The sequence below is a fragment of the Pseudomonas sp. CFBP13509 genome (genome assembly GCF_005233485.1).
Lineage (GTDB): Bacteria > Pseudomonadota > Gammaproteobacteria > Pseudomonadales > Pseudomonadaceae > Aquipseudomonas > Aquipseudomonas marginalis.
The window spans coordinates 97,274-117,972 of record NZ_QGAA01000002.1 but is presented as its reverse complement, the minus strand read 5'-3'; the positions used below and the strand labels follow the sequence as shown (position 1 = coordinate 117,972).

The following is a 20,699-nucleotide window of genomic DNA, read 5'->3' as shown; positions in this document are numbered from 1 at the left end:
CGAGCAAGAACTAGGCGTCCCCCTCGCTCCTACACATCCTTTAACGCCGTTCGTTTTGAGGCTGTATGCCAACGTTTTCTCAGCGTCACGTGTTATTGCTGGCCAGCTACATCATCATTTTCGGCGGGTTGCTGCTGGTATTGCCGCTGAAGTTGCTGCCCAGCCTGCTGGCCGGCCTGTTGGTCTATGAACTGGTCAACATGCTCACCCCCCAACTGCAACGGTTGATCGAAGGGCGCCGCGCGCGCTGGTTGGCGGTGGCCTTGCTCGGCACCCTGATCGTCAGCGTGCTCGCCCTGATCTTCGCTGGCGCCATCAGCTTCCTGCTTCACGAAGCGGAAAACCCCGGCGCCTCCCTGGATAAATTCATGGGCGTGGTCGACCGCGCGCGTGGTCAACTGCCGCCGTTCCTTGATGCCTACCTGCCCGCCAGCGCGGCCGAGTTTCGCGTGGCTATCGGCGACTGGCTGAGCAAGCACCTGAGCGAACTGCAACTGGTCGGCAAAGACGCCGCCCACATGTTCGTCACCCTGCTGATCGGCATGGTGCTCGGCGCGATCATCGCCCTGCAGCGGGTGCCTGACCTGACCAAACGCAAGCCCCTGGCCGCCGCACTGTTCGACCGCCTGCACCTGCTGGTCCAGGCCTTTCGCAACATCGTCTTCGCGCAAATCAAGATCGCCGCGCTCAACACCGTCTTTACCGCAATCTTCCTGGCTGTGGTGCTGCCGTTGTGCGGCATTCACCTGCCGCTGACCAAGACCCTGATCGTGCTGACCTTCCTGCTCGGCCTGTTGCCGGTGATCGGCAACCTGATGTCCAACACCCTGATCACCATCGTCGCGCTGTCGCTGTCGATCTGGGTGGCGGTGGCGGCGCTGGGGTATCTGATCGTGATCCACAAGGTCGAGTACTTCCTCAACGCGCGCATCGTCGGCGGGCAGATCAGTGCAAAATCGTGGGAATTGCTCCTGGCGATGCTGGTGTTTGAAGCGGCGTTTGGTTTGCCGGGGGTGGTGGCGGGGCCGATTTACTATGCGTATCTGAAGAGTGAGCTGAAGCTCGGCGGGATGGTTTAAGGCGTGTTTTGCCTGGGCGGGCCCTATCGGGGCATAAGTATCTACACAACTTCAGTAGGATAACGCGTAGTAGCTGTCGAGCCTAGGCGAGGCTGCGTTTGCGGCGCGTCTGACACACCGCCGACGCAGCTTCGCCTAGGCTCGACAGCTGCTACGCAGGGGGGCTCGGCTCAAGATGTGTAGATACTTATGCCTATCGGGGGCTTGCCCCCGATGAAGTCACCACGGTATTTCAGGTGAAACTCAGCAGCCGTAGCGCTTACTCGCCTCAATTGCCAAACCACTGCCGATACTGCCGAAGATATTCCCCTCCACATGCCGCGCATTCGGCAGCATGGCCGAGATGCTGTGGCGCAGCGCCGGGATGCCGCTGGAACCGCCGGTAAAGAACACCGTGTCCACCTGGGCCACCGCCACCGAAGCATCGGTGAGCAACTGCGTCACGCTGTTGCGCACGCGCTCCAGCAAGCCATCGATGGCCGACTCGAACAGTGCGCGGCTCAGGTCCACGCTCAACCCCGGCTCAACGCGGTCCAGCAGCACGTGGCGGTTGTCTTCGTGGGTGAGCTGGATCTTGGTCTCTTCCACTTCCATGGCCAGCCAGTGCCCGGCGCGCTGTTCGATCAGCTTGAACAGGCGGTCGATGCCGCCGGTGTCTTCGATGTCATAGCGCATGCTGCCCAGGGCCAGCTGGGATTTCTGCGAGTACACCGAGTTGATGGTGTGCCAGGTCGCCAGGTTCATGTGGTGGCTGGTGGGCATGTAGGCGCCGCTTTTCATGCGGCTGCCGTAGCCGAACAGCGGCATGATGCCGGCCAGGGACAGTTGCTTGTCGAAGTCGGTCCCGCCGATGTGCACGCCGCCGGTGGCGAGGATGTCGTCCTGGCGGTTGTCGTTGTGGCGGCGGTCCGGGGACAGGCGCACCAGCGAAAAGTCGGACGTACCACCGCCGATGTCGACGATCAGTACCAGCTCTTCCTTCTCGATGGTGGACTCGTAGTCGAACGCGGCGGCAATCGGTTCGTACTGGAACGAAATGTCCTTGAAACCGATCTTGCGCGCCACGTCGACCAGAGTGTTTTCGGCTTCCTGGTCGGCCATCGGGTCGTCATCGACGAAAAACACCGGGCGCCCCAGCACCACTTCTTCGAACTCGCGGCCGGCGGTGGCTTCGGCGCGGCTCTTGAGCTGGCCGATAAACAGCGCCAGCAGGTCGGTGAACGGCATCGCCGTGCCCAATACGCTGGTGTCGTGCTTGATCAACTTGGAACCCAGCAGGCTCTTGAGCGAGCGCATCAGCCGGCCTTCGTAGTTCTCCAGGTATTCGTGCAGGGCCAGGCGACCGTAGACCGGGCGGCGCTCCTCGAAGTTGAAGAACACCACCGACGGCAGGGTGATCTTGTCGTCCTCCAGCGCGATAAGCGTTTCCATGCCGGGGCGGATCCAGCCGACGGTGGAGTTGGACGTGCCGAAGTCGATACCGCAGGCACGGGCTGGGGATGGGTTTTTCATGTCTATCGGGTTCCGGTTGAAAAACGGCCGCGCAGTGTATGCCAGTCGAGGGCGGATGCGTAGGCCGACCATCCGTTAAATCGTGCTTGAAAGTTCGGCATTCGCCCCCACATCTGGTGCATACGGCAAGCGCCGATAACACTTTGACGCACCCCCAGGCCATAAGACTCAACAGGTGCAAACCAGCGCACGTTGTGCCCCGGGCTGTGCGATCTCGATTAAGGATGGTGAACCGCCGATGGATTTCAAAGACTACTACAAGATTCTGGGTGTCGAGCCGAGCGCCGATGACAAGGAAATCAAGGCTGCCTATCGCAAGCTCGCGCGCAAATACCACCCGGACGTCAGCAAGGAAAAAGACGCCGAAGCCAAGTTCAAGGACGCGTCCGAAGCCTATGAAGCGCTTAAAAGCGCCGACAAGCGCGCCGAATATGACGAGTTGCGCAAATACGGCCAGCACGGCCAACCGTTCCAGGGCCCGCCGGGTTGGCAGAGCCGTGGCGGGTTTGGCGGTGGCCAGGGCACCGAGGATTTTTCCGACTTCTTCAGCTCGATCTTTGGCGGGCGTGGCGACGCGTTCGGTGGCGGCCAGCGTCGTCCAACCGGGCGTAAAGGCCAGGACGTGGAGATGCAGCTGTCGGTGTTCCTCGAAGAGACACTGTCCACCGAGTCCAAGCAGATCAGCTTCCAGGTGCCGCAATACGACGCCTCGGGCCGGCATGTCAGCAACACCACCAAGAGCCTGAACGTGAAGATCCCCGCCGGTGTCGCCGACGGTGAGCGTATTCGCCTCAAAGGCCAGGGCGCACCGGGTGTTGGCGGCGGGGCCAACGGTGACCTGTACCTGATCGTCAAGTTTGCGCCGCACCCCAAGTTCGAAGTGGATGGCGAAAACCTGATCATCAACCTGCCGCTGGCGCCGTGGGAGTTGGCGTTGGGCGCGGAAGTGGCCGTGCCGACCCTGACCGGCAAGATCAACCTCAAGGTGCCGGCCGGCAGCCAGAACGGCCAGCGCATGCGCGCCAAGGGCCATGGTTTGCTGAACAAGGCCGGGCAGCGCGGCTTCCTGTACGTGCAGCTCAAGGCGGTGATGCCACCGGCAGGCGATGACGGCGTGAAAGCGTTGTGGCAGGAGCTGGCCAAAAAAGCCGCGTTCAATCCGCGCGAGCAGTTCTAAGGGGGTTTGTGGTGAGGGCACAAGCTCCCTCACCACAGGTTTCAAGTCAGAACAGGAAATACCGCTGCGCCATCGGCAACACATCCGCCGGTTCACACCACAGCAGCACCCCGTCGGCCTTGACCTGATAGGTCTGTGGGTCCACCTCGATGTCCGGCAGGTAATCGTTGTGGATCAGGTCGGTTTTCTGCACGTCGCGACAGCCCTTCACCACCCCAATCTGCTTCTTCAAACCCAGGGCTTGCGGCAAGCCTGCGTCCAGCGCCGCCTGGCTGATAAACGTCAGGCTGGTGGCATGCAATGAGCTGCCGAAACTGGCGAACATCGGGCGGTAGTGCACCGGCTGCGGGGTGGGGATCGACGCATTGGCATCGCCCATCAGGCTGGACGCAATCGCACCGCCCTTGAGGATCAGGGTCGGCTTGATGCCGAAGAACGCCGGGCGCCACAGCACCAGGTCAGCCCACTTGCCCACTTCGATGGAACCGACGATATGGCTGATGCCATGGGTAATCGCCGGGTTGATGGTGTACTTGGCGATGTAGCGCTTGGCGCGGAAGTTGTCGTTGCCCGGGCCGTCACCGGGCAGGGCGCCGCGCTGTTTCTTCATCTTGTCGGCGGTCTGCCAGGTGCGCGTGATCACTTCACCGACGCGGCCCATGGCCTGGCTGTCGGAGCTGATCATCGAGAACGCGCCGAGGTCGTGCAGGATGTCTTCGGCGGCGATGGTCTCGCGGCGGATGCGGCTTTCGGCGAAGGCCACGTCTTCGGCAATACTCGGGTCCAGGTGATGGCAGACCATCAACATGTCCAGGTGCTCGTCGATGGTGTTGCGCGTGAACGGCCTTGTCGGGTTGGTGGAGCTGGGCAGCACGTTGGGAAAGCCGCAGGCCTTGATGATGTCCGGCGCGTGGCCGCCGCCGGCACCTTCGGTGTGGTAGGTGTGGATGGTGCGGCCCTTGAGCGCGGCCAGGGTGGTTTCGACAAAACCGGATTCGTTGAGGGTGTCGCTGTGGATCGCCACCTGTACGTCGTACTGGTCGGCGACGCTCAGGCAGTTGTCGATGCTGGCGGGCGTGGTGCCCCAGTCTTCGTGCAGCTTCAAGCCGATGGCGCCGGCCTTGACCTGTTCGATCAACGGCTCGGGCAAGCTGGCGTTGCCCTTGCTGGTAAACCCGATGTTCATCGGGAACGAGTCGCTGGCCTGCAGCATGCGCGCCAGGTGCCAGGGCCCGGAGGTGCAGGTGGTGGCGTTGGTGCCGGTGGCCGGCCCGGTACCGCCGCCGATCATGGTGGTGACACCGCTGGTCAGCGCCTCTTCGATCTGCTGCGGACAGATGAAATGCACGTGGGAGTCGATGCCGCCGGCGGTGAGGATCATGCCTTCGCCGGCGATCACTTCGGTGCTGGCGCCGATGGCCATGGTCACGCCGGGCTGGATATCCGGGTTACCGGCCTTGCCGATCGCGTGGATGCGGCCGTTCTTCAAGCCGACGTCGGCCTTGACGATGCCCCAGTGGTCGATGATCAGCGCGTTGGTGATCAGGGTGTCGACGACTTCATGGGCGAGCAATTGGCTCTGGCCCTGGCCGTCGCGGATCACTTTGCCGCCGCCGAATTTCACTTCTTCGCCGTAGACGGTGAAGTCCTGCTCGACTTCGACGAACAGCTCGGTGTCGGCCAGGCGGACCTTGTCACCGACGGTGGGGCCGTACATGTCGGCGTAGGCTTGGCGGCTGATTTTCATGTGTGTGCCCTGAAATATTTGTGTTGAATGTGAAATCGCTATCGGGGGCAAGCCCCCTACCACCTTTGGAATGCGTTCCCCTGTGGGAGGGGGCTTACCCCGATGAGGCCCTAAAGGTCGCCCATGATCCGCCCGGCAAACCCGAACACCCGCCGCCCGCCGCTCAAATCCACCAGCTCGACCTCACGGCTCTGCCCCGGCTCGAACCGCACCGCCGTGCCCGCCGGAATATTCAGGCGCATGCCACGGCTCAAGGCACGGTCAAATGTCAGCGCATCATTGGTCTCGAAAAAATGGTAGTGCGAACCCACCTGGATCGGCCGGTCGCCGCTGTTGGCCACATTGAGGGTGACGGTGCGTCGGCCGACGTTGAGTTCGATCTCGCCAGGCTGGATCTGATATTCGCCAGGAATCATGCAGGTTGCCCCAGGGTCTTGAAGTAGATGGCGGTCGGGCTGTAGCGCCCGTCCGGGCTTTGGCAGTAGTCGGGCAGTTCACCGATCTTGGTGTAGCGCAGCGACTGGTAGAAGGCTTCGGCAGGCGAGCCGGCTTCGGTGTCCAGGTACAGCAGGCCGCGCTTGTGCTGGCGCGCGGCGAGTTCCAGGGTGTTCATCAATTGTTGGCCCAGGCCGTGGCGCCGCGCGTTGCTGTGCACCAGCAGCTTTTGCACTTCGGCGCGGTTAAGGCCGTTGGCTTTCTGGCACAGCGCCAACTGCACGCTGGCGATCACCTGCTCATCGCGCACCACCACCCACAGCAACAGGCTGGCGTCTTCAATGCTCGCCTGTACCCCGTCCAGATAGGCACGGGCCTGGGCTTCATCGAAGTCGGCCATGAAACCCACCGACGCACCGTGCTTGACCGCATCCAGCAACAGCTCGATCAGGCCCCGACGGTAGTGGGCAAAACTTTCAGCATTGACTCGACGCAGTTGCGCGGCGTTCATCGAACTCACTCCTTGGGCGGTTGCGCGCCCGGATTCAATGTCAGTTGCATAAAGGTCAGGTCCAGCCAGCGGCCGAACTTGATGCCCACCTGAGGCATTTGCCCGGTGGTGACGAAACCCAGGCGCTCATGCAGGCGGATCGAGGCCAGGTTGCCGCTTTCGATGGCCGCCACCATCACATGCTTGCCACAGGTTCTGGCGCGTTCGATCAGGGCCTGCATCAGACGTGGGCCAAGGCCCTTGCCGCGCTGGTCGTTGCGTACATACACCGAGTGTTCGACGCTGTAGCGGTAGCCTTCGAACGCGCGCCAATCGCCAAACGAGGCATAGCCGATCACTTGCTCATTTTCGGTCGCCACCAGAATCGGATAGCCCTGGGCCTGGCGTGCACTGAGCCAGGCCTGGCGGTTGCCGAGATCCACCAGTTGTTCGTTCCAGATCGCCGTGGTGTTGAGTACCGCGTCGTTGTAGATGTCACGGATCGCCGGCAGGTCTTGCTCGGTTGCATCACGAATCATGGCCGTGCCTCACGCGATGGGTTGGTGGACGGTCACCAGCTTGGTGCCATCGGGGAAGGTGGCTTCCACCTGGATGTCCGGGATCATTTCCGGGATGCCTTCCATCACCTGTTCACGGCTGAGCAGGGTGGTGCCGTAGTGCATCAGGTCGGCCACGGTGCGGCCATCGCGGGCGCCTTCCATCAAGGCGGCGGAGATATAGGCGATGGTTTCCGGGTAGTTGAGCTTCACACCGCGCGCCAGGCGCCGTTCGGCCACTAGGCCTGCGGTGAAGATCAGCAGTTTGTCTTTTTCCCGTGGGGTCAGGTCCATGGTTCAAGGTCCTTCAAAGAATGCATTCTTAAATACAACAGAGATCAAGTGTGGGAGGGGGCTTGCCCCCGATAGGGCAGTATCAGGCAATACAGCTGTCACTGACCCACCGCCATCGGGAGCAAGCCCCCTCCCACCTGTTGATCTTCATGTGCTCCAGATTCGTGGTGCAACCGCCTCTCGCCCAAACATGGCGGGGCGTAACAATTTCCATAAATCAATCAACCATCCCCGCGCCAGCAGCGCTTCACTGGCCAGGCAGCGGGCGACCAGCAAGCCGGGCAGTTGGGTCAGGTCGCCGCGCACGGCGTGGGGCAGGGCGCGGCAGTGTTCGAGTAATTCGGGCTCGATATCGCCGGTCACCAGCAGGGTGGCGAACACCGGTTGGCCATCCAGGCCGATGGGCGAGTCGAGCAGGCCATCGGCGCCCACAATGCGCTGGCGCTCGTGCCAGAGCAACTGGCCGTCGCGGCGGATATCCAGGTGCGATTGAAAGTGGCCCAGGTCGAAGCGCTCGCCACTGGCCGGACGCCCCAGGGCGATCACGTCCCAGTAGAACAGCCGGGCATCGCCGTGCAGGTCGATGCGGGTGCTGAGTTCGGCCTGGGCGGCGCTGAACACAATGGTTTCCTGGGGCAGCCATTCCAGGGTCGCGCCGGCCTCCACGGTGAGATCAAGTTGCTGATACGCCGGGCCGCTGGCGCGATACCACTTCGCCGCGCCGGGGCTGGTCAATTGCGCCCACGCACCCTCGGCGACATGGGCGCGGATGTCCAGGCGGTCGCCGCCAGCAATCCCGCCGGGCGGGTGCACGATGATGTGCTGGCACACCTCGGGGCCTTCGGCGTACAGGTGCTTTTGCACCCGCAGCGGGCCAAGGTGACGGCGCATCACCGGGCGCGTGGTGTCGCCGAAACGCGCGTAGCCGAGGTCCAGCTCGGCGTGCCAGCTGGGGGTGAACAGGGCAGGGGAAACGGGCAGGTTCATGGTTTCTTGTGCTTATCGTCAGGACGCTACAGGTTAGATGGTAACCAAACCGCGCACACCCTCACTCTCCATATTTTCACCACGGCCCTGCTGCACGATTTCACCGCGCGACATCACCAGGTACTGGTCGGCCAGCTCGGCGGCAAAGTCGTAGAACTGCTCCACCAACAGGATTGCCATATCGCCGCGCGCCGCGAGCTTCTTGATCACGGCGCCGATCTCCTTGATCACCGAAGGCTGGATGCCTTCGGTGGGCTCATCGAGGATCAACAGGCGCGGGCGGCTGGCCAGGGCGCGGCCGATGGCCAACTGTTGCTGCTGGCCGCCGGACAAATCGCCGCCGCGCCGGTGCTTCATTTGCAGCAAAACCGGGAACAGTTCATAGATAAACGCCGGCACTTCCTTGGCTTCGGAACCGGGAAAACGCGACAGGCCCATCAGCAGGTTTTCTTCCACCGTCAGCCGCCCGAAAATCTCCCGACCCTGGGGCACGTAGGCGATGCCGGCGTGCACGCGCTGGTGCGGCTTGAAGCCGGTGATGGCCTTGCCCTCCCAGTTCACCGCGCCTTCCTTGGCCGGCAGCAAACCCATCAGGCATTTGAGCAGGGTGGTCTTGCCCACGCCGTTACGCCCGAGCAGGCAGGTGACCTCGCCGATCTTCACGTCGAAGGACAGCCCGCGCAGGATGTGGCTACCGCCGTAGTACTGGTGCAGCTTGTCGACTTGCAGCATGTTCAGTTCTCCTTAGCGACCGAGGTACACCTCGATCACCCGCTCATTTTCCTGCACCTGTTCCAGCGACCCTTCGGCCAGCACGCTGCCTTGATGCAACACGGTCACGTGGTCGGCAATCGAGCCGACAAAGCCCATGTCGTGTTCCACCACCATCAACGAATGCTTGCCCGCCAGGCGCTTGAACAGTTCGGCGGTGAATTCGGTCTCGGCGTCGGTCATGCCCGCCACCGGTTCGTCCAGCAGCAACAGTTGCGGGTCTTGCATCAGCAGCATGCCGATTTCCAGGAACTGCTTCTGGCCGTGGGAGAGCAAGCCGGCGGGCCGATGCACGGAGGCGGTGAGGCGGATGGTGTCGAGCACTTCGTCGATTCCATCCTTTTGCTCGCCGCTCAGGCGCGCACGCAGGCTGGCCCACACCGACTTGTCGGTCTTCTGCGCCAGCTCCAGGTTTTCGAACACGCTCAGGGCTTCGAACACCGTGGGTTTCTGGAACTTGCGGCCGATGCCGGCCTGGGCGATCTGCACTTCGCTCATGCTGGTCAAGTCGAGGGTTTCGCCAAACCAGGCCTTGCCGTGGCTGGGCCGGGTCTTGCCGGTGATCACGTCCATCAGGGTGGTCTTGCCCGCGCCGTTGGGGCCGATGATGCAGCGCAATTCACCGACGCCGATGTACAGGTTCAAGTCGTTGAGCGCCTTGAACCCATCGAAGCTGACGCTGATATCTTCCAGGGTCAGGATGGTGCCGTGGCGGGTGTTCAGGCCGGTGCCTGCGGCCTGGCCGATGCCGATGGCATCGCGGCCGCTGCCCGCATCGAAAATAGGTTCGAGCATGACGTTCCTCATTTCTTCAACAGCCCGATAACGCCCTTGGGCAGGTACAGGGTGACGATGATGAACAGCGCCCCGAGGAAGAACAGCCAGTACTCCGGGAAGGCCACGGTGAACCAGCTCTTCATGCCGTTGACCACGCCGGCGCCAAGCAACGGCCCGATCAGCGTGCCACGCCCGCCCAGGGCCACCCACACGGCGGCTTCGATGGAGTTGGTCGGCGACATTTCACTCGGGTTGATGATGCCCACCTGCGGCACGTACAACGCGCCTGCCAGGCCGCACAGCACCGCGCTCAGCACCCACACGAACAGCTTGAAGCCGCGCGGGTCGTAGCCGCAGAACATCAGGCGGTTCTCGGCATCGCGCAGGGCGGTCAGCACCCGGCCGAACTTGCTCCGGGCCAGGCGCCAGCCGATGTACAGGCTCGCCACCAGCAGCACCACCGTGGCCACGAACAGCACCGCCCGCGTGCCCGGTTCGGTGATGCCGAAACCGAGGATGCTGCGGAAGTTGGTGAAGCCGTTATTGCCGCCGAACCCGGTCTCGTTGCGAAAGAACAACAGCATCCCGGCAAAGGTCAGCGCCTGGGTCATGATCGAGAAATACACGCCCTTGATCCGCGAGCGAAAGGCGAAAAAACCGAACACCAGCGCCAGCACGCCCGGCGCCAACACCACCAGGCACAGGGCCCAGAGGAAGTGCTCGGTGCCGACCCAATACCAGGGCAATTCGGTCCACGACAAAAACGTCATGAACGCCGGCAGCTCATCGCCGGAAGCCTGGCGCATCAGGTACATGCCCATGGCATAGCCGCCGAGGGCAAAGAACAGGCCGTGACCCAGGGACAACATCCCCGCGTAGCCCCACACCAGGTCCAGGGCCAGGGCGACAATGGCGTAGCAGAGGATCTTGCCCACCAGTGTCAGGGTGTAGGCCGATACATGCAGCGGGTTTTCCGGCGACAGCAGCGAACACAACGGCAGGGCCAGCAGCAGCAACAGCACCACCGCGCCGACTGCAATCGTCACCTGGGTGCCGGCCTTTTGCGTGGCCGTAAGCATCAATGGCTGGTTCATCAGTCGATCACCCGTCCTTTCAGTGCGAAGAGTCCCTGCGGGCGTTTCTGGATAAACAGAATGATCAGCGCGAGGATCAGGATCTTGCCGAGCACGGCACCGATCTGTGGTTCCAGGATCTTGTTGGCGATACCCAAGCCAAACGCCGCCATGACGCTACCGGCCAACTGGCCGACACCGCCGAGCACCACCACCAGGAACGAGTCGATGATATAGCTCTGGCCCAGGTCCGGACCGACGTTGCCGATCTGGCTCAGCGCCACCCCGCCAAGCCCGGCGATGCCGGAGCCCAGGCCAAAGGCGAGCATGTCCACACGCCCGGTGGGCACGCCGCAGCAGGCGGCCATGTTGCGGTTCTGGGTGACGGCGCGCACGTTGAGGCCCAGGCGGGTCTTGTTCAGCAGCAGCCACGTCAGCACCACCACAAACAGTGCGAAGGCGATGATCACGATGCGGTTGTACGGCAGCACCAGGTTGGGCAGCACCTGGATCCCGCCGGACAACCACGCAGGGTTGGAGACCTCGACGTTCTGCGCGCCGAACACCAGGCGCACCAGTTGGATCAGCATCAGGCTGATGCCCCAGGTGGCGAGCAGGGTTTCCAGCGGGCGCCCGTACAGGTGACGAATCACCGTACGTTCCAGGGCCATGCCGATGGCGGCGGTGACGAAGAACGCCACCGGCAGCGCGATCAGCGGGTAGAACTCGATGGCCGCCGGCACGTAGCGCTGCATCAGCAGCTGCACCACATAGGTGGAGTAGGCGCCGAGCATCAGCATCTCGCCGTGGGCCATGTTGATCACACCGAGCAGGCCGAAGGTGATCGCCAGGCCCAGGGCCGCCAGCAGCAGGATCGAGCCCAGGGACATGCCGCTGAAGGCCTGGCCGAGGATCTCACCCATCATCAGTTTTCGTTTGACCTGTGCCAGGCTGGTCTCGGCGGCGGTGTGCACGGCGGCGTCGGTTTCCACCCCGGGCGCCAGCAGCGCTTCGAGGCGCGTGCGGGCCAGCGGGTCGCCGGTACTGCCGAGCAAACGCACGGCGGCGAGGCGCACGGCCGGGTCGGTGTCGACCAGTTGCAGGTTGGCCAGGGCCAGGCTGAGGGCGGTGTGCACGTCCTCATTGGTCTCGGCGGCGACCTGCTGGTCAAGAAACTTGAGTTGCGCAGGTTGCGCGCTTTTTTGCAGGGTGCGTGCCGCGGCCAGGCGCACCTTGGGGTCGGCGGCGAGCAGTTGCTGGCTGGCCTGCACGTTGTCGATCAAGCCGCGCAGGCGGTTGTTCAGGCGCACGGTCTTGGTCTCGCCGTTGAGCGTGAGCTGACCTTGTTGCAGGGCGTCCACCAACTCGATGCGCGCCGGGTCGGGCTGGGCGGCCCAGTCCTGGAGGAGCTTGGCTTGTTGCGTCGGGTTGGCGGCCAGGAAGTCTTCGGCGTCGCCGGCATGTACCGCCAAAGGCAGTAACAGCAGCCATGCCAGGAAATAGCGATTGAGGGCAGCGGGCATAAACAAATGTCCTAGTCATGCGCGGACAGTGTGGGAGGGGGCTTGCCCCCGATAGCAGTGGGTCAGTGACAAGTGCATTGCCTGACACGCCGTTATCGGGGGCAAGCCCCCTCCCACAGTTGACCTGTGGTCGGGCTTTAGTTGCTCTTCACTGCGTAGTCCGGCTTTTTGTCATTGCCAGGAATGTACGGGCTCCACGGCTGCGCCCGGATCGGCTCCTGGGTCTGCCACACCACCGAGAACTGCCCATCGGATTGGATCTCGCCGATCATCACCGGCTTGTGCAGGTGGTGGTTGGTCTTGTCCATGGTCAGGGTAAAGCCCGACGGCGCGGCGAAGGTCTGGCCGGCCAGGGCTTCGCGCACTTTGTCGACGTCGGTGGACTTGGCTTTCTCGGCTGCCTGCGCCCACATGTGGATGCCCACGTAGGTGGCTTCCATCGGGTCGTTGGTCACCGCTTTGTCCGCGCCCGGCAGGTTGTGTTTCTTCGCGTAGGCTTTCCAGTCGGCGACAAACTTCTTGTTCACCGGGTTCTCCACTGACTGGAAGTAGTTCCAGGCCGCGAGGTTGCCCACCAGCGGCTTGGTGTCGATGCCGCGCAGTTCTTCTTCACCCACGGAGAAGGCCACCACCGGTACGTCGGTCGCCTTCAAACCCTGGTTGGCCAGCTCCTTGTAGAACGGCACGTTGGAGTCGCCGTTCACGGTGGAAATCACCGCCGTCTTGCCACCGGCGGAGAACTTCTTGATGTTGGCGACGATGGTCTGGTAATCGGCATGGCCGAACGGGGTGTAGACCTCTTCGATGTCCTTGTCCGCCACGCCTTTGGAATGCAGGAACGAACGCAGGATCTTGTTGGTGGTGCGCGGGTACACATAGTCGGTGCCGAGCAGGAAGAAACGCTTGGCGCTGCCGCCTTCTTCGCTCATCAGGTATTCCACCGCCGGGATCGCCTGCTGGTTCGGCGCCGCACCGGTGTAGAACACGTTCGGCGACATCTCTTCACCCTCGTATTGCACCGGGTAGAACAGCAGGCCGTTGAGCTCTTCGAACACCGGCAATACCGACTTGCGCGACACCGAGGTCCAGCAGCCAAACACCACGGCGACCTTGTCCTGGGTCAGCAGCTGCCGGCCCTTTTCCGCGAACAACGGCCAGTTCGACGCAGGGTCCACCACCACCGGCTCAAGCATCTTGCCGTTCACCCCGCCCTTGGCGTTGATCTCGTCGATGGTCATCAGCGCCATGTCTTTGAGGGACGTTTCGGAGATGGCCATGGTCCCGGAGAGCGAGTGCAGGATGCCGACCTTGATGGTCTCGGCGGCCTGCACGGTCCAGGTCAGGCCCATGGCGACAATGGAGGCGGACAGGGTGAAAGCCTTGATCAAGCTGCGACGCTTCATGGTGCGGTCTCCGTAAACGTTTAGTTTTTTTTGATAGGCCGATGTGAACGCTGAAGGGGTACTAGCAAGGGCTGTGCCCGATGGCCAAACACCCGGTTTTGCGGGGGCTGGAGCCCGGTGCCTGGCGTTGGCGCACCAATGCGGAGCGTGCAGGCGTTGGCGGTGCAGGGGATGCGCCTAAAGAGTGCCTGGGGGCCTCGATAACTATGCAGCGCCCTGCTGGCGGTTCAAGCGAGGACGCTTCTGCATGGCAAGCGTTGTGCGAGCCCGGTGCCCATGGGCACCGACGACGAACATGATCAAGGGAGTGTCATGCAAGAGCATTTATCCAGAGAGGAGCGCGCGGCAGCGAGGGGCCTTCGATACACCCTCAGCCCTGGGTTTATCAGTGCCGACGATGCTGCACGCTATGTGCACGAGCGCATTGGCGACAAGCGCGATCGCGAGTACGGCAGTGTCATTCTCCAGCGCCTGGCCGATAGCAAAGTGTTTGCCACCGAGCCGATTCCCGGCAAGGCGGCGACGTTCGACTTTTCGCTGTTGCTGGAGCGCGGGGCGCAGAACGAGTTCCTCGATCCTGCGGGCTACAAACTGGTGGGCGGGGTGCATTCTCACCCTGACCAGTTTGCTCAGCTCAAGGCCCTCAATCCCGATTATCGGGATCGCCAGGTGCGTATCTTCAACAGCTTTTTTTCCACCCGCGATGTGGTCTTCAACCACTACGAAGGGCGTGCGTTCGGCACCGCCTACTTGTCGGGCCCCCAGGGTGTATTGCTCAAGTACCAGCCGGGTTTTTCCGAGGCCGAACGCAAGTTTGTCGACTGGATCGACGACGTCAGCACGGCCGTGCCCGCCGATGGTCACGATGGCACGCTCGAAGGCTTTATCAAGAAAGTGGCGTCGGTAGGCCGCCTGTCGTTGCTGGTCGCCAGCGAGGACTGGGGCGGGGTGCCCGGTGTCATCGATCAGCGCTGGCGGCCCTATCTGCCACTGAACAGCGGCCAGCCCACCATCGCCTGTGGGGCGGTGTATCCCGAGGCCACCCAGGCGCTCAACGCCGTGCAGGCGCGCATGCGGCGCATGCCGAATGTCAGCCAGATGGCCCTGCTGCTCAAGCATGAGCTGCGCGATGAATTCGCCGCCACCCAGCCCTTCGTACTCAGCAGTGCCGAGCAGTTGCCCACCGACAACCACCTGCCTTTGCTGGCGGGCGGGCCACCCTTGCCGGAAGGCTTTCACCTGCAGGGCTTCTTCTATCTGTCGCGGCCGGTACCGGCGCAGTTTCCGACGGTGGAACCGTGGCTGTACCAGCAGTTCTTCAGCCCTCGGGAGCTGGCGGCCTACATCGCCACGGCCCGCCGCTACATGCATACGGCGCCCTCCGTGCTGGGCATCTCGCTGTACCTGCGCACCAAGGACAATGCCTTGCTGCGCTACCGGTTCAGCGGCTCACCGGCGGAAACGCGATTGTTCACCACCGATGAGCCCGGCCTTCACCTGGCCCTCGCGGCGGGAACCCTGACCCCGCGCCAGTTTGTGAAGCAGGTGGCCGAAGCCGGTGAGTTGAGCGTCGAACAGACCAGCCCGCTGTGGGACGTGGAAGGCGTGGTCGAGAACAACTGGACGCCCTATGCACGCTTCCCGTTCAAGCAGGCCAGCCTCGGCCAGGCGTTTTCGTCGGCCGACAAGGCCGCACAGTTTGCCCATGCGCAGGTGGGCGAGCGCCGTGACCGCGCCTATGTGGCGCTGATTCTGAAGCACCCCGACCAGCACTTTGTACTGACGCAATTGCTGCAGGCGGGCACCAACCCTTATGGGTTCCAGGGGTTCTATCCGTGGGACGCTTACAGCAAACAGTTGGCGTTGCCCGGTGGTTATCAACTGCACGCCTGGTTCGGCTCGCACATGGCGTTGTCATGGGGGAACCTCGATGCCGACTTCAAGACGAAGTGGACCCGTGACGATGCCAGTGTCTACTTCCAGGGCTTTACTGATGTCGAGGCCCACAGGATTCATCAACTGCGCGTGCCGGGCTACCTCTCTGGCGCGGCAGACTGCCTGCTTGTGCTGGAGCCGGAAGGGGCGGACCAGGCCGCATTCACGCGATTGTTCGCGCCGGCGCCGGGCGGCAGCCTGATTGCCAGAGACCTGGCGGACGGTACCTATACGCCTGCCGAAGGCGTGCGCAAGTTGGCTGGGGTCAGTCGCCTGCGGGTGGTCCTGGGCAATGCGCTATGGGGGCCGCCTGGCGTGATTGGCCGGCACTGGCGAGCGTTTGCCGCTGCGCCGTCCCTGCCAAGCGGCGCGACCGCCGTGGCCACTCTGCCGGCCTTGAGCCCGGCGTTTGTGTCCGCGGATGATGCGGCGCTCTGGGCTCACCGGCGTATCGGGACGCGACGCGAGCGTGAGTTCGGTGGGGTCATCCTGAAAAAGCCTGGCGGGCATTTCTTTGCCACCGAGCCGCAAGTCAGCACCGGCGCGCGGTTCGACTTCCTCACCCTCCTGGCCACGGATGATCGCGCCCAGTTCATTGCTCCGCCCTCTTATGAATGCCAGGGCTTCTACCGTTCCTACCCGGCCGAGCCTGGCGAGGTGGAGCGCTACAACCCGGGCTTCAACCCGGACCAGGTCGCGCTGACCGGCAGCTTCTTTTCGAATGCCGATCAGGTGTTTGCCCTGTCCCACCGTGATTTCACCCCGGTGCATTATCTGTCCGGTCCTGACGGCACATTGCTCAAGTACACGAGCAGCGGTTCCCAGGCCGAACAATCCCTGTTGCGGCAGTTGACGGGGATCGAGCCGGCGCAGCCTCTCACCGGGTTCGAGGGGGCGGTGTGGAACCTGGCGCAGGCCGGGGACTTGCGGGTCGTGGTGGGCAGCAAGGTCTGGGGTGGGGTGCGGGGGCGTGTGCTGCACGGCTGGACCCTGGGCAGTCCTGCCACCTCGGTGCAGGACCTGCCGTTTTTTACCCCGCTGCTGTCGATGGGGCACAGTGCGGTGCTGGTCGCCCTGAGCAGCGTCGACTTGCTGGGGCAGGCGGCGGTGGGCGTGGTGCTGAAACACCGTACCACCTCGAATTACATCGCTACGCTGCCGGCGCCGTTGGGGACGACCCTGGACAGTCTGTTTCCCGTGGGGGACCGCGGTGAGCCAAGGCTGGTGCCGAATTATCGCCTGGTGGGTCTCTATCACGCCCAATCAGCACAGGCGCCGCAGAGGCTGCCACCCATGGACGCATGGCTCTATAAGCGTTTCGCTACGCCGGCGGTGCTGGTGGATGCCATGAGACAGTCGATCGCCAGCGCCGGTATGCAGATCGCCGCGCTCGGTCTCAAGCTGTATCTGCGCACCGCTGATAACGCTTTGCTGCACTGGCAGGTGCCGAGTGCCTCGTCTGCCAACGAGCTGTTTGTCGTCGACGGACAAACCGTGACCGACAACGGCAATGAAGCGGCCTTGCTCGACGGCACATTGTCGCCGCGGGATTTCGTGCGCCGCGTGATGCGCGCGGGGGAGTTGTCGGTGGTCCAGCAAGGTGGCCTGTGGAACACCCTCGGGCCGTTGTATGACAGCGAGCACTTGCCGCTTGGCTCCGGCGAGCGGCCCTTGAGCGGGATGTTCCTGACCGCGGACGACGCTGCGCGGCATGCCCATGAACGCATCGGCGTTCGCCGCAGCAATGCCTATGCCGGGTATGTCCTCAAGCGGGACGATGGGCGATTTGTGTTCACTGAGCCGGTGGCCATTTCCGGCGACGGCTTTGCCTCCGACCTGCTGCGCCCTGCCAACGGCAGCGCTTATCTGGTGCCGCCTGCGGACCATCAGCTCTATGCGCGCTACAGTTCGCATACCGCGTTATCCGTGGCTGACCTGGAACGCCAACGGCGTCTTGGCTGGACGCTGGCCGACCTGGAAGTCAACGCCACGCTGTTCTCCGATGTGGAGATCCGTTCGGTGATCGAATCGCGGCTGCCGGCCTATCTGAGCGGTTCGCCGAATAACCTGATCAGCTATCGCCCCAGTGGTTCTGCCAATGAGCTGCTGGTACTGAGCAATACCCAGCGCGAGCCCGGCCAGCATGGCTATTTCGAACGGCTGGAGAGCGGCCAGCTCAAACCGGTGGACATCGTCGCCCGGCTGGCCGATGCCGGCACCCTGAGCGTGCTGGTGCGCAGCGCGTTGTGGGGGCCGCGTGGCAGGGTCTACAGCGACTGGACGCCCAACTTCGACTACGCCGAAGTCGATCTGCAGGCACCGGCGTTCGGCGCGATCTTCGACAGTCTCGATGCCGCGGCACTCAATGCCCATGTGCGCTGGTACGGCAGGAACCTGGATGCACAACGCTGTACGGCGTACATCCTTAAGCATCCGCAGCGCGATGAGTTTGTGGTCAGTGAACTGCTGGCGATCACCTCCGGCGGGCGTTGGTTGAGTGACTCCTCCAGGGGCGTCGGTTATCTGGCCGGTGGCGAATTCGCCAAGGGGTTCGAGCTGGCCGGCCTGCTGTTTTCGCAGCAATGGGTGCCGGCGGGATTGCCCACCCCCGAGGCCTGGCTGGCGCGGTTCTTCATCACCCCCGAGGTGCTGCTGCGCGCCGAACAGGATGCCCGGCATCTGCCGCGTCCGGCAGCCACTGCGATACTGCCGGTGTATGTGTCGACACACGATGGCGCCTTGTTGCGCTACCAACCTCCGGCATCCTCCCTGCTCAAGGAGGCCACCGACGGCACGGGCGTGATCATCGCCGGGATGAACCTGCACAACGGGACGCTGGACGTCCAGCGCTATGTGTCACAGGTCGCCCGGCCTGCGGACCTGCGGGTGCTCTACACCAGCCAGTGCTGGGACCGCCGGGGAGCGGTGGGCCAGGGTGGCGTGGCCTGGCGACCCTACGCCAACTTCATCCGCCGTCGCCTGGGCCCGGCCTTTCATTCCCAGGACGATGCGGCCCGGCACGCCCGTTCGCTGCTGCAGGGCAATGGTCTGCTGGGCGGGTTGATTCTGCAGCGTCCCGATGGCCTGTTTGTCGCCACCGAGCCGCTCAAGGTGCCCCAGGAAGACTTCGACCCCAAGTGGATTTTCCCGGATGAGGTGGTCAGTACCGGTGGCTTCCCGGCGGCCCATACGGTGGTTGCACGTTACCGTTCCAGCCCGGCGCGGGAGTTGCCCTTCGTACTTGAACTGGCGCAGGCCGGCCTCTATCGCAACATGCTGTCCACCCGCGTGATTTCATCGGCCCTCGCAGGCCAGGACGCCCGCCTGAACCGCGAGTACCTGCTGGGTTCCGATGGCTGTGTGGTGAGCTACACACGCAGCCACTCCGCGCTGGAAGAAGCGCTGAGGAAACAGCTTTTGCCCCTCGACGAGACACGACTCGATCGCCTGGAAAACCTGCTCGAGCGTCAGATTCGCAATGCCGTGCTGGCGCCTGGCGAATTTGTCACGCGCCTGGCCAATGCGGGTATCTTGCGAGTGGTAGAGGGCAGCCCGACGTGGGGCACGCCACGCCGGATCACTGGCGCCTTCATCGTCAATAGCGACCGTCCCGCGCCATTGGCGATCCGGAACGCACTGGCAGACCCGGCGTTCAGTCCGCTGTTCACCCAGGAGCAGGACGCGGTGCGGTATGCCCATCAGCATCGTCGGCATGGCGAACACCTGCAGTTCGGCTACGTGTTCAAATCGCAGAAAAACGGGCACTACATGGTCAGCATGCCGCTGGTGCGCCAGAGCTATCGTGACTTTGCGCAAGTCTTTCCCGACGGTCTTTTCCCCCAGGGTTATGGGCTGGAAGGCTTCTACCTGTGCGCCAGCAGCGACAGCGTCACGCCGGCCACGGATCCGTTGCACCAGGCATTTTTTTCGCCCACGGACATGGACATCGGCATCCGCTTCTCGATTCACGGCATCAGGGGCAAGCAACTCACGTTTTACCTGTCATGCGCGGACGGTGCCCTGCTCAGGTATCAATACCTGGGCACGGATGCGCAGCTGGATTCGTGGGGCTCGCTGCTTGAAACACGGCAGCAGTTGCGCGCGGGCCGGATGACCCTGCTCAGTTACGTCCATCGCCTGCTCGACAAAGGGGTCCTGGATACGCTGGTCCGAGGCGAGGTCTGGACCACGCGCAATCGTGTCGATACGTTCTGGCAGCCCGGTGTCGATGAGGTGTTTGTGCCGCCTTGGCGTGCGGCCTGCGGTCCGGTTTTTTCCGATGGGGATGATGCCGCGCGCTATCTCCGGCGCCAGCTTTCGCCATATCGGGGCAAACAGTATCTTTCGGCGATACTCGCCAACGCAGCGGGCACGTCGTTCCTGGCTACCTTGCCGGTAGCGGCCGGGGCCGACCAATCGCTGATTCTGCGCCTGTTCTACAGCGGGCCGCTGGGCCTTGTACAACCGGCGGTGCCGCCAGCGCCCCTGCCGGACTTTCCGCAGCCATATGCGGTTGCGGGTGTCCATCTGCTCTACAACAGCATGCCGGCCACCGACAGCCGGGCGCCGAAGGATATCGCCCTGACGCGTCATTTCGTGGCGCCGACCTTCCTGAGTTATTTCATCAGGGTGTTGCGCGGGCTGTCGCGGCCGTCGCCGGGTCTTTATCTGTCGAGCCAGGCCGGTGCGCTGTTGAAGTACCTGCCCAGTTATTCGGCGCAGGAAAGCCTGGTCCTGGTGGGCGGCCCCGACGTGTATCCCACCGTGTTCCTGAAGGGCGTGGCCAGGACCGGGAAGCTGTTTGTGCTGGACAAGGACGGCTTCTGGATGAACGAGGGGCTACTGTCCGAACAGCAAGTGGAGCGCTCCAATGGCCTGGAAATCGCCGTGCCCGAGGTCGACGAACCGCTGAGCCTGCGCGACCGCGACGAGCTGTAAG

At 63.3% G+C, this 20,699-nt stretch carries 15 protein-coding genes; 3 read left to right on the top strand and 12 right to left on the bottom strand.

Annotated elements, in window-relative coordinates; all coding sequences use genetic code 11:
- Positions 1-65: 65 nt before the first annotated feature.
- The gene (locus PspCFBP13509_RS03950) at positions 66-1,079 is read left to right on the top strand and encodes an AI-2E family transporter (RefSeq protein ID WP_065925593.1); all 1,014 of its coding nucleotides are present in this window, start codon (positions 66-68) and stop codon (positions 1,077-1,079) included.
- A 243-nt stretch (positions 1,080-1,322) separates the two neighbouring features.
- Here the strand turns inward: PspCFBP13509_RS03950 and PspCFBP13509_RS03945 are convergent, their stop codons facing one another.
- The gene (locus tag PspCFBP13509_RS03945; protein ID WP_074848616.1) at positions 1,323-2,591 is read right to left on the bottom strand and encodes an Hsp70 family protein; all 1,269 of its coding nucleotides are present in this window, start codon (positions 2,589-2,591) and stop codon (positions 1,323-1,325) included.
- 238 nt (positions 2,592-2,829) lie between these two features.
- On the opposite strand from PspCFBP13509_RS03945, the gene PspCFBP13509_RS03940 reads away from it, so the two are divergent.
- A complete protein-coding gene (locus PspCFBP13509_RS03940) occupies positions 2,830-3,768 on the top strand; it encodes a DnaJ C-terminal domain-containing protein (protein ID WP_065925591.1) in 939 nt (312 codons plus the stop codon).
- A gap of 46 nt (positions 3,769-3,814) precedes the next feature.
- On the opposite strand, the gene ureC is transcribed toward PspCFBP13509_RS03940, so the two are convergent.
- The 11 genes from ureC to urtA all read right to left on the bottom strand — a co-directional run bounded on the left by ureC (position 3,815) and on the right by urtA (position 13,825).
- Entirely contained in the window at positions 3,815-5,515 is a 1,701-nt protein-coding gene (gene ureC / locus PspCFBP13509_RS03935) for an urease subunit alpha (RefSeq protein WP_137211598.1), read from the bottom strand.
- A gap of 110 nt (positions 5,516-5,625) precedes the next feature.
- Positions 5,626-5,931 (bottom strand): urease subunit beta, encoded by a 306-nt coding sequence (locus PspCFBP13509_RS03930; RefSeq protein ID WP_137211597.1) that lies wholly within the window; start codon positions 5,929-5,931, stop codon positions 5,626-5,628.
- A complete protein-coding gene (locus PspCFBP13509_RS03925) occupies positions 5,928-6,461 on the bottom strand; it encodes a GNAT family N-acetyltransferase (RefSeq protein ID WP_027607725.1) in 534 nt (177 codons plus the stop codon). Before PspCFBP13509_RS03925 ends, PspCFBP13509_RS03930 begins: the two co-directional genes overlap by 4 nt.
- A 5-nt stretch (positions 6,462-6,466) precedes the next feature.
- The gene (locus PspCFBP13509_RS03920; protein WP_065925589.1) at positions 6,467-6,979 is read right to left on the bottom strand and encodes a GNAT family N-acetyltransferase; all 513 of its coding nucleotides are present in this window, start codon (positions 6,977-6,979) and stop codon (positions 6,467-6,469) included.
- A 9-nt stretch (positions 6,980-6,988) separates the two neighbouring features.
- Positions 6,989-7,291, bottom strand: coding sequence for an urease subunit gamma (gene ureA, locus PspCFBP13509_RS03915; protein WP_003171437.1), 303 nt, complete (start codon positions 7,289-7,291; stop codon positions 6,989-6,991).
- Positions 7,292-7,438: 147 nt separating this feature from the next.
- Positions 7,439-8,278: an urease accessory protein UreD gene (locus PspCFBP13509_RS03910; RefSeq protein WP_098480467.1), complete on the bottom strand. Its 840-nt coding sequence runs from the start codon at positions 8,276-8,278 to the stop codon at positions 7,439-7,441.
- A 33-nt stretch (positions 8,279-8,311) separates the two neighbouring features.
- Positions 8,312-9,010, bottom strand: a complete 699-nt coding sequence (urtE, locus tag PspCFBP13509_RS03905) for an urea ABC transporter ATP-binding subunit UrtE (protein ID WP_027607728.1) — start codon at positions 9,008-9,010, stop codon at positions 8,312-8,314.
- A 12-nt stretch (positions 9,011-9,022) separates the two neighbouring features.
- Positions 9,023-9,856, bottom strand: coding sequence for an urea ABC transporter ATP-binding protein UrtD (gene urtD / locus PspCFBP13509_RS03900; protein ID WP_174562753.1), 834 nt, complete (start codon positions 9,854-9,856; stop codon positions 9,023-9,025).
- On the bottom strand, positions 9,853-10,920 hold the full coding sequence (gene urtC / locus PspCFBP13509_RS03895) for an urea ABC transporter permease subunit UrtC (RefSeq protein ID WP_065947150.1): 1,068 nt from the start codon (positions 10,918-10,920) through the stop codon (positions 9,853-9,855). The genes urtD and urtC overlap by 4 nt, the downstream gene beginning before the upstream one ends.
- Positions 10,920-12,422: an urea ABC transporter permease subunit UrtB gene (gene urtB, locus PspCFBP13509_RS03890; RefSeq protein WP_065925586.1), complete on the bottom strand. Its 1,503-nt coding sequence runs from the start codon at positions 12,420-12,422 to the stop codon at positions 10,920-10,922. Before urtB ends, urtC begins: the two co-directional genes overlap by 1 nt.
- 137 nt (positions 12,423-12,559) lie before the next feature.
- Positions 12,560-13,825, bottom strand: a complete 1,266-nt coding sequence (gene urtA, locus PspCFBP13509_RS03885) for an urea ABC transporter substrate-binding protein (protein ID WP_027607732.1) — start codon at positions 13,823-13,825, stop codon at positions 12,560-12,562.
- A gap of 312 nt (positions 13,826-14,137) precedes the next feature.
- On the opposite strand from urtA, the gene PspCFBP13509_RS03880 reads away from it, so the two are divergent.
- Positions 14,138-20,698, top strand: a complete 6,561-nt coding sequence (locus PspCFBP13509_RS03880; RefSeq protein WP_161985713.1) for a DUF4329 domain-containing protein — start codon at positions 14,138-14,140, stop codon at positions 20,696-20,698.
- The last annotated feature ends 1 nt before the right edge of the window (position 20,699 follow it).